Source organism: Rhodococcus sp. Leaf247, from assembly GCF_001426185.1.
Taxonomy (GTDB): Bacteria; Actinomycetota; Actinomycetes; order Mycobacteriales; family Mycobacteriaceae; genus Rhodococcoides.
In genome coordinates this window covers 643,525-657,253 of record NZ_LMRP01000002.1, presented here as the reverse complement: position 1 = coordinate 657,253, position 13,729 = coordinate 643,525, and the positions used below count along the sequence as shown (strand labels likewise).

Sequence of the window (13,729 nt, the reverse complement as noted above, 5' to 3'; positions counted from 1 at the left end):
GTGCTGGATAGTGTCACTATCCACCTTCGGATAGAGTCGCCTCGTGCGCATGTCCGAGCTGGTCGACCGAGCGGGAGTTCCGCGCGCGACCATCAAGTTCTACCTGCGTGAGGGCCTGCTGACGCCCGGAGTGGGACCGACGCCCGATGCACCCACTGCCGCGGCCGACTACACCGAGGACCACCTCGAGCGCGTCCAGTTGATCAGGGCCCTCACCGGAGCCTCCCTGCCGATCGGTCGGATCCGAACGGTCCTCGACGCGTTGGATGCGACATCCGAGACGCTCTATCCCGCGATGGGTCGAGCATTGCGCGCCCTGCCTCCCTATCTGGACGAGTCCGACGAGCCACTGCGCGCCCTACGGATCCTGCAGCGATCGGGGCAGACCGTCGACGGGCCGGCTGCGCGGCAGCTCGAGCACGCACTGCGAGCGGCGGATGCGGCCGGGGTCCCGCTGTCGGATGACGACGTCGTCAACTACGCCCGTGCCGTCCGCGTCATCGCCGAGGGGGAGTGGGCGAGGGTGGCCGAGCAGGGTGATCCGCGCAGCGCGGTTCGCTTCGCAGTCCTCGGCACCGTCCTCTACGAGCCCGTCATCGCCGCACTCCGCCGTCTGGCCCACCAGGACCTCGCCCGCGCGGACAGCCTGCATTCGACACCGGATACGACCTCAGAGAACCCCACGACAGATTCGAGTGACACGTGACCGACGCACCGTTCCGCACCCTGACGACTCTGACCAGAGTCGGCCCCGACGTGTTCGAGGGAGTCGTCGACCCGACGTGGACCATCGGACCGAAGGTTCACGGCGGCGCGCTGATGGGTGTCTGTGCATCGGCCGCGGTGCAGCGGCTGGCGCTCGACGACGACCCGGTGGACCTGGCTCCCCTGGCGGTCAGCGCGAGCTACCTCGCTGCCCCCGATCCCGGCCCCGTCACGATCGAGACCACGGTGCTCAAGCGAGGTCGACGCGTCGTCCACGTCGACTCCGTGCTGATGCAGAACGGTAAGCCGGCTGTGCGCGGCGTCGTCACGCTGGGAACGCCGGACGAGGGCGAACCTGTTCACCAGCAGCATGATTCGACACTCGCCTCTGTTCTGGACATGCCGGTGGAGCCGCCCACGTCGGCGCCGCAGATCGTGCCCGGTCACCCCATGGCCGACATCGTCCACATCGCGGCGGGCTGCGACATGCGACACGACCCGGCGACGGCGCACTTCCTCATGGGCAAGCAGGGGTCGATGGAGATCCGGATGTGGGTCCGACCGCGCCCGGAGGACGAGAACGATCCCGCGACTGCCGCCCTCTTCGCGATCATGACCGGCGACATCTGTCCCCCGGTCACGATGAACCGCGGCTTGTTCGGCTGGGCGCCGACGGTGCAGTTGACCACCTATCTCCGCCGACGCCCCGCTCCCGGCTGGTTGCGCGTGAAGTCGTCGAGCACCGTGCTGGGTGGGTCGTGGTTCGAGGAGGACCACACGGTCGTGGACTCGACCGGAGCGGTCGTCGTCCAGAGCCGGCAGCTCGCCATGGTGCCGCTCGCTCCCTGACGGACCGGTGCAGCACGCTCGGACCGACATGGCACGCTGGGGCGCATGACGAGAATTGCGGTGATCGGCGGCGGCCGTATCGGGGAAGCGTTGATCGCAGGGCTGATCGAGGGCGGAATGCCGGCCGGGCACGTCGTGCTGTCGGAGAAGTATCCGGCCCGCGCGGATGCAGTGGCCGCACAGTTCGGTATCCGGTCCACCAGCGTGACCGACGCGATCGAGGGCGCCGACGTGATCGTGGTGGCCGTCAAGCCCGACGACGTCGACTCGGTGATCACACAGATGTCGAAAGCCGAGCTGAACGGTGAGCGCGAGCAGATCATCGTGTCGATGGCGGCCGGCATTCCGGCGTCGCGGTACGAGCCGAAGCTGCCGGCGGGCATTCCCATCGTCCGGGTCATGCCGAACACCCCGATGCTCGTGGGCGAGGCGATGAGCGTGCTGGCGCCCGGCCGTCACGCCCGCTCGGAGCACATCGAGACGGTGCGCAAACTGCTGGGAACCGTCGGCAAGACGGCCGTCGTGTCCGAGACGAAGATCGACGCGGTCACCGCCGTCTCGGGCTCGGGTCCGGCGTACTTCTTCTTGATGGCCGAGGCGATGATCGACGCTGCCGTGGGTCTCGGATTGCCCCGCGACACAGCGACCACGCTTGTCGTGCAGACGATGGTGGGGTCCGCAGCGATGCTCGATCGCTCCGACGAGTCCCCCCAGGAGCTCCGTGCGGGTGTGACCTCTCCCGGCGGCACGACCGCCGCGGCGATCGCCGAATTGGAGCGAAAGGGCTTCAGAGCTGCGCTTCTCGACGCGATCGACGCTGCGAAGAGCCGCAGTACCGCTCTGGGTTCGACGACCGAATAAATATTGGTCACCCCCACCCGTCGCATAAGTCACTCGAGTCCCGCTAAGCTCGCTGCAGCACGTGCGTGTCTGTTCCGCCGGAGGGGAAGCCGGCGGCGCGGGCGTGCCGGAGGTATGTGGATCTATGGAATCCGTCAACAAGCCGTCCGGGTCGAGCAAGAGCTCGTCCCACGACGGTCAACCGGCTGTGGCCGGAACCCAGTTCCTCACGGTGGCCGAAGTGGCCTCACTGATGAGGGTGTCCAAGATGACCGTGTACCGCTTGGTGCACGGTGGCGAGTTGCCCGCTGTTCGTGTGGGCCGTTCGTTCCGAGTGCATGCGAAGGCGGTGCACGACTACTTGGAGACTTCGTACTTCGACGCGGGCTGAGCACTCGACGTCCGGGCACTCGACGTCCGGATTCGCTGCGCCGAGTCGAATGCCCGGGGAAGGGCATATCGTCCGTGCGCGTCGTCATCCGGCGCGAGTCCGACTCCCGCTGGTCGGTGGGCCGGTCATCGGTCGTCGTGTGAGCTGGGTATGATGGGGCTGAGTTGCGTGAGCGCGCAGTCCCGATACTGCCGTGTCCGCCGACAACCGAACAGCATCAGCAGCGGTATCAGCAGTGCAGCTGTACAGATACGAAAGAACGCGAGGACACCCGCATGGGTTCAGTGATCAAGAAGCGTCGCAAGCGCATGTCGAAGAAGAAGCACCGCAAGCTGCTTCGCCGCACTCGCGTTCAGCGCAGGAAATTGGGTAAGTGATCCACTAGCCCGCGAAGCATCCACTGCCCGCGACGGTCGTTTGTCGACCATCGCGGGCAGTGTCGTATCCGGAGCGGCCGTATCCGGTGCGACCGGGAGCGGTGACGCCGGCTTCGTGGCACCATGGCGGTGCACGGTGAGACGAACGGGGGTCACGTGAGCCAAGACCGAGTGGAGCGTGACGCTCCGCGAGTCGTGCTCGTCACGGGTGCCAGTCGGTTCCTGGGTGGGTACCTCACCATGCGTCTGGCGCAGAACCCGTCGATCGAGCGCGTGATCGCCGTCGACGAGGTGGCCCCGTCCAAGGACATGATCCGCCGCATGGGCCGCGCCGAATTCGTGCGCGCCGACATTCGTAACCCGTTGATCGGCAAGGTTATTCGCAATGCCGGCGTCGACACCGTCGTGCACGCGTCGTTGATCTCCCGGCCTCCGAGCGGTGGCGGTCGCACGGTGATGAAGGATCTGAACGTCCTCGGAGCCATGCAGCTGTTCGCTGTCTGCCAGAAGTCTCCGACCGTGCGGCACGTCGTGCTGCGCTCGTCCACCGCCGTCTACGGATGCAGCGCCAAGGACCCCGCCCAGTTCACGGAGGAGATGGGTGCCAGGTCGCGGCCCAAGGGCGGGTTCGCTCGCGACGCCATCGAGACCGAGGGCTACGCACGTGGGCTCGGCCGTCGTCGGCCGGACATCGATGTGACCATCCTGCGGAACGCTCCGATGATCGGCCCACGTCTCAACGGCGCCGTGTCCCGCTACCTGACCTCACCGGTCACCCCGTCGATTCTCGGCCGCGACGCCCGGATGCAACTGCTGCACGAGGAAGATGCCCTGTCCGCTCTGGAACGGGCCACTCTTTCCGGGCCGGCCGGAACCTTCAACATCGCGGCCGACGGCATCATCATGTTGTCCCAGGCGATTCGACGGGCCGGCCGCGTGGAACTCCCTGTTCCGTCGGCGCTGTTCCGCACCACCGGTCGTGCGGTGATGGGATCGTTGATGCGGAGCTTCTCGACCGAGCAGATCGACTACTTCAACTTCGGATGCGGGGTGGACACGACGCGTATGAAGAACGACCTGAGTTTCACGCCGCGCTGGACCACCGTCCAGGCGTTCGACGACTTCGTCCGCGGTGTCGCCCTGACTCCGGTGATCCGGCGTGAGTGGGTCGACGCCGTGGAGTCCAGGCTCACGGCTGTCCTCGGCGGCGTACCGCCCCGCGGTCCCGTCGAACTCGCTGCCGGGACGGGACGGAAGTGAGCGACGTGGCCAAAGTCATTCCCCTGCACGGCAAGGCGAACGATCGTCTGCGCATGTCCGCCAGTGCTCCGGAGGACGTTCGCGGACGCCACCCGTCCTCGTACGCGGAGCGCCCTCCCGCGACGAATCCGCTGATCCCGGGGCCGCGTGTCGACGTCCCGACGCCGCTGGTGTTCCCGGATGTCACGTCGACCGACGACGCCGCGTCCGATCTGCCGACGACGGAGTCGGCTACCGAGTCCTCGTCGGCTGTCGAGTCCGTGCGTCGCAGCCTGGTCGAGCGTGTCACCGAGGGAGCGGACTTCCTGCGCACCCGTCTGTCGGGCGACTACGAGGTGGACGAGTTCGGGTACGACCCACACTTCGCCGACTCCGTGTGGCTGCCGGCGCTCCGACCGCTCTTCGAGAAGTGGTTCCGCGTCGAGGTCCGCGGCATCGAGAACGTTCCCGCCGAGGGCGGCGCGCTCGTGGTGTCGAACCACGCCGGCGTCATCCCCGTCGACGGTCTGATGGCGTCGGTGGCCATGCGCGATCACCACCCCCAGCATCGCGCGCTGCGCATGCTCGCCGCGGATCTGGCGTTCGAGACGCCGCTGGTCGGCAGCATCGCACGTCGTGCCGGTCATACCCTCGCGTGCCAACCCGACGCCGAGCGGTTGCTGCGCGGCGGCGAGGTCGTCGCCGTGTTCCCCGAGGGTTTCAAGGGCATCGGCAAGCCGTTCAGCGAGCGCTACAAGTTGCAGCGGTTCGGTCGTGGTGGCTTCGTCTCCGCGGCGCTGCGCACCCAGACACCGATCATCCCGTGCTCGATCGTGGGCTCGGAGGAGATCTACCCCAAGATCGGTGACCTGACGACGCTCGCGCGCGTGCTCGGGATGCCGTACTTCCCGGTCACCCCGCTGTTCCCGCACTTCGGTCCGCTGGGTCTGATCCCGCTGCCGTCGAAGTGGTACATCGAGTTCGGGGAGCCCATCGAGACGACCTCGTACGATCCGAGTGCCGCGGACGATCCGATGGAACTGTTCGAGGTCACCGACCGGGTGCGCGAAACCATTCAGCAGACGCTGTACAAGCTGCTCACGCGGCGTCGCAACGTCTTCCTGGGCTGAGAACTACTGCCCGATCAGCTGGTCGACTATCTGCGCCGACAGGGTGACCAGCGGTAGTCCGCCGCCCGGATGCGAGGACCCGCCCACGAGGTAGAGACCGGGGACGGGTGAGCGGTTCGCCGGTCGCAGGAAGGCTGCTCCCGCCCCGTTCGACGAGGTGCCGTAGATCGATCCACCGGGCGTCATGGTGCGTCGCATCAGATCCGCGGGCGAGATGACGGTCTGCCGCAGCACGCGGTCGCGGACGTCGACTCCGCGTTCCGCCATGACGTCGAGGATGCGGGAGGAGTACCTCTCGCGGAGCCCGGGTTCGTCCCAGTCGACCAACGACCGCGAACCGGTGCCGTGTCGAGCGGCGTTGACCAGCACGAACCACGCTTCGGAGTCGTCGTCGGGCCGCAGCGCGGGATCGTCCGGCGCGCTGACGTACACGGTCGGCGACTGCGCCGGATGCGCTGGACGAGCCCGTGTCCCGAACACCGCGTCGAACTCGGCGTCGTAGTCGTCGGGGAACAGCACCCGGTGGTGCGGAGTGTCCGCGTCGTGTCCGCGCAGTGCCAGCAACACGACGAAGCCCGACAGGCTGGGGGTGGTCGCCGCGAGGCGTCGCCGCGCCACGGCGGTGCGCGGCGCCCGCGGCACCAACGAGCGGTACACCTGCTCCGCGTCGGCGTTCGCGACGACGATGTCTGCGGCGATCCGACCGTCGGTGGTCTCGACACCGCGGACCCGGCCGTCCTCCACGACGACGGAGGTGACGGTGACTCCGGTGCGGATGTCGGCGCCGAGCGACGACGCCCTCGCGGCGACGGCGTCGGCGATGCGGTGCAGACCGCCGGGCACATGCCACGATCCCCAGCGCTGCTCGACGTGGGGGACGGTGGCCAGAGCAGCGGGCGCCCGGCGCGGATCGGACCCGGTGTAGGTCGCGTAGCGGTCCAGCATCATCCGCAGTCGAGGGTCGGTCAGGTACTGCCGACCGAGGCTCCGCAGGCTCGACCACGGCGCGATGGTTCGGAGGTCACCGACGCGGCGCGACAGGGTCGCGAGCTCACGTGGCCCGATCGGCGACTCGAGGAAGGCTTCGTGGGTCGCGTCCCAGATCTGCTCGGCACGTGCCGAGAACCGCGACCACTGCGCACCGGCATCATCGCCGAGCGCTGCGTCGAGGGCGGCGGGAATCTGCTCCGCCCGCCCCGGCATGTCCAGCACCGTGCCGTCGGGAAAGCGGTAACGGCACGCGACGGGGAGTCGCTCGAACGTCAGGTCGCCGGGTCCGCCGGTCTGTTCGAAGAGGTCGTCGAAGACGTACGGCATCGTGACCAGGGACGGACCGGTGTCGAAGAGGAAGCCGTCGTGTTCCTCGAGGCCGAGTTTGCCGCCGAGCTGGTCCGACTGCTCGAGGACGGTGACGTCGAAGCCCCGATAGCTCAGGCGCGCGGCCGTGGCCAGACCGCCGATCCCGGCGCCGACGACGACCACCCGCGCCGCGGCCGTGTTCACGGCTGGCGGCGGCCCAGCACGGCGGCGACGCCGCCGCCGACCGCGCCCAACGCCAACGCTGTGGGGACGCCGATCTTGGCGGCCTTGCGGCCGGTGCGGAAGTCGCGGACCTCCCACCCGCGGTTCTTGGCCAGCTCGCGGAGATCGGCGTCGGGATTGACCGCGACGGCCGTACCCACGAGGGACAGCATCGGAACGTCGTTGTGGCTGTCCGAGTACGCGGTGCATCTGCGCAGGTCGAGGCCTTCGCGGACGGCCAGAGTACGAACGGCGTGCGCTTTGCCGCGTCCGTGCAGGATGTCTCCGACGAGCCGGCCGGTGAAGACACCATCCTTGCTCTCTGCGACGGTGCCGAGGGCTCCGGTCAGACCGAGCCGCTTGGCGATGATCGACGCGAGTTCCACCGGCGTCGCCGTCACCAGCCACACCTGCTGACCGGCGTCGAGGTGCATCTGCGCGAGAGCGCGGGTGCCGGCCCAGATGCGGTCGGCGATGATCTCGTCGAAGATCTCCTCGCCCAGCCGGACGATCTCGGCGGTCGAGCGGCCCTCGACGAAGGACAGAGCCTTCTCGCGGCCGGTGCTGACGTCGCCCAGGTTCTCCTTGCCGCTCACGCGGAACTTGATCTGCTGCCAGGCGAACTCGGAGACGTCCTTGGTGGTGAAGTACTTGCGGGCGGCGAGGCCGCGGGCGAAGTGGATGATCGACGCGCCCTGCACCATCGTGTTGTCGACGTCGAAGAACGCGGCCGCCGTGAGATCGCGGGGGACGGTGCCGACGTGGTCGTCCTCGGAGAGGGCACTCTCGGCCTGGAGCGCGATGGCGGCGTCGGCGCTCGCTTCGCCGGCCAGCTTCGCGCGGATCTGCGCGGCGGTGGGTCCGAGCGGGTTACGGATGCGGCGTCGGACCTGCTTCTCGGCCTGCTCGGGCTTCACCTCGCGCCGGGCACGGGAGGCGTCCATCACCTCGGGGGAGTCGCTGATCGTCGAGTCGGGTGTGTTCGCGCCCCGTACGACGTCGTCCGGATCCTGTCGATCGGGCACGTGCACCTCCCCCACCTCGAACGGCGAACCCGCGGGCGCGGGCCGAACGGTCCTGCGGCAGCCAGCCTAACCGCGTGCCCGAGGGCGCGGGGCACCCGTGCCGCCGGTGAGATACTGGACTCATGACGACCCCCGGCAGGACCGTGACGTTGCTGACCCGAGCCGGGTGCGGGGCGTGCGACGGGGCATGGCGGATCCTGGTCCCGCTGTGCGCGGAGTACGGGGTGACATGCGAGGCGATCGACGTCGACGTCGCCGCCGCGCAGGACCCTGACCTGCGCGCGGAGTACGGCGACAGGCTTCCGGTGGTGCTGCTGGACGGACGCGAACACAGCTACTGGGATGTGGACGAGCCTCGACTGAGACGTGATCTGAGCGCCTGACGCGCTGCCGTCGGGCGACGGGGTCGCGGGATCCTACTACACGGTTCGGCGACTTTGTTCATACCTCCACGAGAGGTTACCGTGGAGACAAGATATGGGGCCGGTGACGAACCCACCTGCCGCGCATGCCGGGTAACCGACGTGCGCCTCACGGAGCTGTGATCCGCCGTCGGCCCTGACGATGATCGTGGAGATCGCGTGCCCTGTCACGGGCGCCGGTCGGACGAGGAGCCTTGGACGTGACCTCTCAACGTCGCCTGCCCGGCGTCGGCGGCGCGCGCTCCGGCGCGGCGGCCGACTCGGGTCGCGACGGCGATGTCGCGTCTCGTGTCGTCCCTCAGGCTACGGTCACGCGTTTCGCCGGGTATCTCCGGGTACTCGGTTCGCTGTCCGACAGCCGAGTGATGATCGTCTCGAGCGAGGACTTGGCCACCGCGGCCGGGGTCGGTTCCGCCACGTTGCGCAAGGACCTGTCGTTCCTCGGGCCCATGGGAGTCCGGGGAGTCGGATACGACGTCGCCCGACTCCGCGCCCGCATCGAACTGGCTCTCGGGCTCGACCGCGGCCATCGCGTCGTCCTGGTCGGCATGGGTCACCTCGGGACTGCCCTCGTGGGCTATCACGGCTTCAGCCGTCGCGGCTTCACCATGGTCGCTCTGTTCGACAACGACCCGGCCGTCGTGGGTCGCGAGGTCACGGTCGGCAACGACGAGGACGGTTTCTCGCAGCTGGTGGTCCGCCACGTCGACACGTTGGTCGACGTCGCGACGACCCTCGGTGCCACCGTCGGTGTTGTCGCCACTCCCGATGCAGCGGCCCAGGAGGCCGTGGACGCGTTGGTTCAGGCCGACATCGACTGCATCCTCAGCTTCGCGTCCACCGATCCGGTCACGCCGGCGCACGTCGATCTGCGCCGCGTGGACCTCGCGGTCGAGCTCCAGGTTCTCTCGTTCGCCAACGCCCACAAGGCGCCGCGCAACCGTCCCAACCGCCAGGTCTGCCGGGACACCCGGCAATCCGGTGCGAAGAATTTCGCAGGACCCGGTAATCGGGCCGCAGCCGCTAGCAGAAACGGATCGGTGACAGCACCGTGAGTGTCCTTCTCCTCGGGATTTCGCATCGAAGCGCTCCCGTCTCGGTACTCGAACGTGTCGCCGTCAGCGACACCGAACGCCCCAAGCTGACCGACGAGATCATGACGTCCCCGCACGTGTCGGAGGTCATGATCGTCTCGACGTGCAATCGCGTCGAGGTATACGCCGTCGTCGACGCGTTCCACGGTGCCCTGACCGACCTCGGTGCGCTGCTCTCCGAGCACTCCGGTCTCGATCTCGCGGAACTGACGAAGTACGCCTACGTCCGCTACAGCGAGGCCGCCGCCGAGCACCTGTTCGCCGTGGCCGGTGGACTGGACTCGATGGTGATCGGCGAGCAGCAGATCCTCGGCCAGATCCGCGCCGCGTACGCCGCGTCGGACGCCCAGCAGGCGTCGGGACGTGCGCTGCACGAACTCGCGCAGCAGGCTCTGCGCGTCGGCAAGAAGGTCCACTCGGAGACGAACATCGACAAGGCCGGGGCGTCCGTCGTCTCCGTCGCACTCGACCGTGCCGGGGACATCCTCGGGGGACTGCAGGGCCGCAAGGCCGTCGTGCTCGGCGCCGGCGCCATGGGCGGACTGTCCGTCGCGCACCTCACCCGCACCGGGATCGGCAGCATCGCCGTCGCGAACCGCACCCAGTCGCGTGCCCAGCACCTGTCCGAGACGGCCGCTGCCGGCGGCGTCACCTCGTTCGCGATCACGCTGGACCAGCTGTCCGCGACCGTTGCCGATGCCGACATCCTGGTCACCTGTACCGGCGCGGTGGGTGCCGTCGTCACCATCGCCGACGCCCATCGTGCACTCGCGCACCGCGACACCGCCGCTCGTCCCCTCGTCATCTGCGACCTCGGACTCCCTCGCGACGTCGAGAGCGCCGTCGCCGGACTTCCGGGCGTCACCGTGCTGGACATGGAGTCGCTGCAGCACGACCCCGCCGCCGGCGCCGCAGCGTCCGACGAGCGCGCAGCGCGCGACATCGTCGCCGCGGAACTGGCGTCCTACCTCTCGGGGCAGCGTCTCGCGGAGGTCACCCCCACCGTGACCGCCCTGCGTCAGCGCGCCGCGGAGGTCGTCGAGGCGGAGCTCATGCGGCTCGACTCGCGTCTTCCCGACCTCGCCGATCCCCAGCGCGACGAGGTGGCCCGCACGGTCCGCCGCGTCGTCGACAAGCTCCTTCATGCGCCCACCGTGCGCGTGAAGCAACTGGCCACCACTCCCGGTGGCGATTCCTACGCCGAAGCGCTCCGCGAGCTCTTCGAGCTGTCGCCGGCAACGGTGCAGGCCGTCGCGTCTCCGATGGAGGTCGCGTCGGCCGTCGACACCGACAGTCCGACAGCCGCTCTCGCCGACGACTTCACGGCATTTCACGATCGGAGTGACGAATGAGCGCGAACGCAGGCGCCCTCGGCGATCGAGTCGTGCGCATCGGAACGCGCGGCAGCCTCCTCGCGACGACGCAGGCCGAGACCGTCCGTGCGGCCATCACGGCCACGGGCGTGCGCACCGAACTGGTCGTTGTCGCCACCGCGGGTGACAAGTCCGCCGCACCGGTCCAGGAGATCGGTGTCGGAGTGTTCACCGCAGCACTGCGGGAAGCGTTGGCGGACAAGACCATCGACGTCGCCGTGCACTCGTACAAGGATCTGCCCACGGCCGAGGACCCGCGGTTCCGCATCGCCGCGATCCCGGAGCGCGAAGACGCGCGCGACGCCCTGGTAGCTCGCGACGGACTCGTCCTCGGCGAGCTGCCCGCCGGGTCGACGATCGGCACGTCCGCGCCCCGACGCATCGCGCAGTTACGCGCACTGGGCCTCGGCCTGGACGTGCAACCGCTGCGCGGCAACCTCGACACCCGCATCGGCAAGGTCACCAAGGGCGAGCTCGACGCCGTCGTCGTGGCCCGCGCCGGCCTCGCCCGCATCGGCCGTCTCGACGTGGTCACCGAAGCACTCGAACCCGTGCAGTTCCTGCCCGCTCCGGCGCAGGGCGCTCTCGCGGTCGAGTGCCGGTCCGACGACCACGACCTCGCCGGCGTGCTCGGCACTCTCGACGACGTCGCCTCCCGTGCATCGGTCACGGCCGAGCGCGCGCTGCTCGCCGAACTGGAAGCGGGATGCACCGCGCCGGTCGGCGCCATCGCCGAAGTGGTCGAGTCGATCGACGAGGACGGACGGATCTTCGAGGAACTGTCGGTCCGCGGGTGCGCCGCGGCCGTCGACGGTTCCGACGTCATCCGCGCCTCGACCGTCGGCTCGGTCGACGACGCCGACGAACTCGGTCGCCGCGTCGCCCGTGAACTTCTCGACCTCGGTGCCCGCGAACTGGTCGCCGTCACCGAACCTTCTTCATCCTCCACCGCCGCCTCCACAACCCAGCGGACGAGCGGCACTCAGAAAGGCGAATCGATCGATGCGTGAGCAGAGGGCACTGGACCTCGTGGGCGGGCACAGACACGGCCGCGCCAGACGCGACGCGGCGCCACGCCCCGGGCGATACGAACGCATTGCCACGTCCCGGCTGATCCCCAAGCGGGGTCCCGCCACCGAGATCGAGATCCGCTTCCGCGACAAGCACGCGGACCAGACTGCACTGGAGAACGAATCATGAGCCGAGTCCGCAAGAACACTCCGGGACGGATCCTGTTCGTGGGATCGGGCCCGGGCGATCCGGCCCTGCTCACCGTCCGGGCACGTGACGCGCTGGCTGTCGCCGAGATGGCCTTCACCGATCCCGACGTCGACAAGGGCGTCATCGCCCTGGTCGGCACGGCGGTACCCGCCGACGCCGAGACCGGCGAGAACGGTGTCGACGTGCGTCCCGCGCTCGGCGAGCCCGCCGAGGTCGCGAAGACACTGGTCGCCGAGGCGAAGAACGGGCACGACGTGGTTCGCCTCGTCTCCGGTGACCCGCTGACCACCGACTCGGTCATCGCGGAGGTCACCGCCGTGGCCCGCACCCAGGTGCAGTTCGAGGTCGTCCCCGGCCTGCCCGCCGGATCGGCCGTTCCCAGCTACGCCGGTATGGCGCTGGGTTCCGAGCACACCGAGGCCGACGTGCGCGGCGACGTCAACTGGGCGTCACTCGCCGCGGCACCCGGACCGCTGGTCCTGCACGCGACGTCCGGGCACCTCGCCGAGACGGCCAGCGCGCTGGTCGAGCACGGCCTGGCTCCGCAGACGCCCGTCGCGATCACCGTCCGCGGCACGACGCGTCAGCAGCGCACCGTCGAGGCCACCCTCGCCACACTCAACGACGCCGGATCCGAACTGGTCGGCTCGCTGATCGTCACCGTCGGCAAGGTCGTCGCGCAGCGCTCCAAGATGTCCTGGTGGGAGAGCCGCGCTCTGTACGGCTGGACCGTCCTGGTGCCGCGCACCAAGGACCAGGCCGGCGAGATGAGCGAGCGCCTGGTCACCCACGGTGCCATCCCCATCGAGGTCCCCACCATCGCCGTCGAGCCGCCGCGCAGCCCCGCGCAGATGGAACGGTCGGTCAAGGGACTCGTCGACGGGCGCTACCAGTGGGTCGTGTTCACCTCGACCAACGCGGTGCGCGCCGTCTGGGAGAAGTTCGAGGAGTTCGGCCTGGACGCTCGCGCGTTCTCCGGCGTGAAGATCGCCTGTGTCGGCGAAGCGACGGCGGACAAGGTGCGCTCGTTCGGCATCAACCCCGAGCTGGTGCCGTCCGGTGAGCAGTCCTCCACCGGTCTGCTCGACGACTTCCCGCCGTACGACGAGGTGTTCGACCCCGTCAACCGGGTGCTGCTGCCGCGCGCCGACATCGCGACCGAGACTCTCGCCGAAGGCCTCCGCGAGCGCGGCTGGGAGATCGACGACGTCACCGCGTACCGCACGGTGCGCGCTGCGCCGCCGGCCGCCGAGACCCGCGAGATGATCAAGACCGGTGGATTCGACGCCGTGTGCTTCACGTCGAGTTCGACCGTGCGCAACCTGGTCGGCATCGCCGGGAAGCCGCACGCGCGCACCCTGGTCGCATGCATCGGACCGAAGACCGCCGAGACGGCCGTCGAGTTCGGTCTGCGCGTCGACGTGCAGCCCGAGACGGCACAGGTCGGACCGCTGGTCGAGGCGCTGGCCGAGCATGCCGCTCGTCTGCGCGCCGAAGGTGCACTCCCGCCCCCGCGCAAGAAGTCGCGCAGGCGCTGACCGA

15 protein-coding genes are annotated in these 13,729 nt (G+C 69.1%); 13 read left to right on the top strand and 2 right to left on the bottom strand.

The window, feature by feature from the left end; translation table 11 throughout:
• Positions 1-49 precede the first annotated feature (49 nt).
• The 7 genes from ASG64_RS12395 to ASG64_RS12370 all read left to right on the top strand — a co-directional run bounded on the left by ASG64_RS12395 (position 50) and on the right by ASG64_RS12370 (position 5,531).
• Entirely contained in the window at positions 50-706 is a 657-nt protein-coding gene (locus ASG64_RS12395) for a MerR family transcriptional regulator (RefSeq protein ID WP_231568811.1), read from the top strand.
• Entirely contained in the window at positions 703-1,554 is an 852-nt protein-coding gene (locus ASG64_RS12390; RefSeq protein WP_056073894.1) for a thioesterase family protein, read from the top strand. The genes ASG64_RS12395 and ASG64_RS12390 overlap by 4 nt, the downstream gene beginning before the upstream one ends.
• Positions 1,555-1,599: 45 nt before the next feature.
• Positions 1,600-2,415 (top strand): pyrroline-5-carboxylate reductase, encoded by an 816-nt coding sequence (proC, locus tag ASG64_RS12385; protein WP_056073893.1) that lies wholly within the window; start codon positions 1,600-1,602, stop codon positions 2,413-2,415.
• A 124-nt stretch (positions 2,416-2,539) separates the two neighbouring features.
• Positions 2,540-2,785 carry a helix-turn-helix domain-containing protein gene (locus ASG64_RS12380; protein WP_027504502.1) on the top strand — a complete coding sequence of 82 codons (246 nt, stop codon included), beginning with the start codon at positions 2,540-2,542 and terminating at the stop codon, positions 2,783-2,785.
• A gap of 275 nt (positions 2,786-3,060) precedes the next feature.
• A complete protein-coding gene (locus ASG64_RS21280) occupies positions 3,061-3,162 on the top strand; it encodes a 30S ribosomal protein bS22 (RefSeq protein WP_003402602.1) in 102 nt (33 codons plus the stop codon).
• A 123-nt stretch (positions 3,163-3,285) separates the two neighbouring features.
• A complete protein-coding gene (locus tag ASG64_RS12375; RefSeq protein ID WP_082518413.1) occupies positions 3,286-4,422 on the top strand; it encodes an NAD-dependent epimerase/dehydratase family protein in 1,137 nt (378 codons plus the stop codon).
• Positions 4,419-5,531 (top strand): lysophospholipid acyltransferase family protein, encoded by a 1,113-nt coding sequence (locus ASG64_RS12370; protein ID WP_056073891.1) that lies wholly within the window; start codon positions 4,419-4,421, stop codon positions 5,529-5,531. The genes ASG64_RS12375 and ASG64_RS12370 overlap by 4 nt, the downstream gene beginning before the upstream one ends.
• A 3-nt stretch (positions 5,532-5,534) precedes the next feature.
• Here ASG64_RS12370 and ASG64_RS12365 read toward each other — a convergent pair whose 3' ends face one another.
• Entirely contained in the window at positions 5,535-7,034 is a 1,500-nt protein-coding gene (locus tag ASG64_RS12365; RefSeq protein ID WP_056073889.1) for a phytoene desaturase family protein, read from the bottom strand.
• A complete protein-coding gene (locus ASG64_RS12360; protein ID WP_056074346.1) occupies positions 7,031-7,996 on the bottom strand; it encodes an HAD family hydrolase in 966 nt (321 codons plus the stop codon). The genes ASG64_RS12365 and ASG64_RS12360 overlap by 4 nt, the downstream gene beginning before the upstream one ends.
• 203 nt (positions 7,997-8,199) lie before the next feature.
• Here ASG64_RS12360 and ASG64_RS12355 point away from each other — a divergent pair, with 203 nt between their 5' ends.
• From ASG64_RS12355 to ASG64_RS12330, 6 genes are all read left to right on the top strand, one after another.
• Positions 8,200-8,460 carry a glutaredoxin family protein gene (locus tag ASG64_RS12355; protein ID WP_042574100.1) on the top strand — a complete coding sequence of 87 codons (261 nt, stop codon included), beginning with the start codon at positions 8,200-8,202 and terminating at the stop codon, positions 8,458-8,460.
• A 233-nt stretch (positions 8,461-8,693) separates the two neighbouring features.
• Positions 8,694-9,554: a redox-sensing transcriptional repressor Rex gene (locus tag ASG64_RS12350; protein WP_442971136.1), complete on the top strand. Its 861-nt coding sequence runs from the start codon at positions 8,694-8,696 to the stop codon at positions 9,552-9,554.
• Complete coding sequence (locus ASG64_RS12345; protein ID WP_056073883.1) at positions 9,551-10,945, top strand: glutamyl-tRNA reductase; 1,395 nt, start codon at positions 9,551-9,553, stop codon at positions 10,943-10,945. Before ASG64_RS12350 ends, ASG64_RS12345 begins: the two co-directional genes overlap by 4 nt.
• Positions 10,942-11,976, top strand: a complete 1,035-nt coding sequence (gene hemC, locus ASG64_RS12340) for a hydroxymethylbilane synthase (RefSeq protein ID WP_056073881.1) — start codon at positions 10,942-10,944, stop codon at positions 11,974-11,976. The genes ASG64_RS12345 and hemC overlap by 4 nt, the downstream gene beginning before the upstream one ends.
• Positions 11,969-12,166: a hypothetical protein gene (locus ASG64_RS12335; RefSeq protein WP_056073879.1), complete on the top strand. Its 198-nt coding sequence runs from the start codon at positions 11,969-11,971 to the stop codon at positions 12,164-12,166. The genes hemC and ASG64_RS12335 overlap by 8 nt, the downstream gene beginning before the upstream one ends.
• The gene (locus ASG64_RS12330; RefSeq protein WP_042574096.1) at positions 12,163-13,725 is read left to right on the top strand and encodes a uroporphyrinogen-III synthase; all 1,563 of its coding nucleotides are present in this window, start codon (positions 12,163-12,165) and stop codon (positions 13,723-13,725) included. Before ASG64_RS12335 ends, ASG64_RS12330 begins: the two co-directional genes overlap by 4 nt.
• Positions 13,726-13,729: the final 4 nt, after the last annotated feature.

Excerpts from the sequence above, each read along its gene's own strand:
- ASG64_RS12395 (WP_231568811.1), top strand. The coding sequence starts at position 50 with ATGTCCGAGCTGGTCGACCGAGCGGGAGTTCCGCGCGCGACCATCAAG.
- proC (WP_056073893.1), top strand. The coding sequence starts at position 1,600 with ATGACGAGAATTGCGGTGATCGGCGGCGGCCGTATCGGGGAAGCGTTG.
- ASG64_RS12380 (WP_027504502.1), top strand. The coding sequence starts at position 2,540 with ATGGAATCCGTCAACAAGCCGTCCGGGTCGAGCAAGAGCTCGTCCCAC.
- ASG64_RS21280 (WP_003402602.1), top strand. The coding sequence starts at position 3,061 with ATGGGTTCAGTGATCAAGAAGCGTCGCAAGCGCATGTCGAAGAAGAAG.
- ASG64_RS12375 (WP_082518413.1), top strand. The coding sequence starts at position 3,286 with ATGGCGGTGCACGGTGAGACGAACGGGGGTCACGTGAGCCAAGACCGA.
- ASG64_RS12360 (WP_056074346.1), bottom strand. The coding sequence starts at position 7,996 with ATGGACGCCTCCCGTGCCCGGCGCGAGGTGAAGCCCGAGCAGGCCGAG.
- ASG64_RS12355 (WP_042574100.1), top strand. The coding sequence starts at position 8,200 with ATGACGACCCCCGGCAGGACCGTGACGTTGCTGACCCGAGCCGGGTGC.
- hemC (WP_056073881.1), top strand. The coding sequence starts at position 10,942 with ATGAGCGCGAACGCAGGCGCCCTCGGCGATCGAGTCGTGCGCATCGGA.
- ASG64_RS12335 (WP_056073879.1), top strand. The coding sequence starts at position 11,969 with ATGCGTGAGCAGAGGGCACTGGACCTCGTGGGCGGGCACAGACACGGC.
- ASG64_RS12330 (WP_042574096.1), top strand. The coding sequence starts at position 12,163 with ATGAGCCGAGTCCGCAAGAACACTCCGGGACGGATCCTGTTCGTGGGA.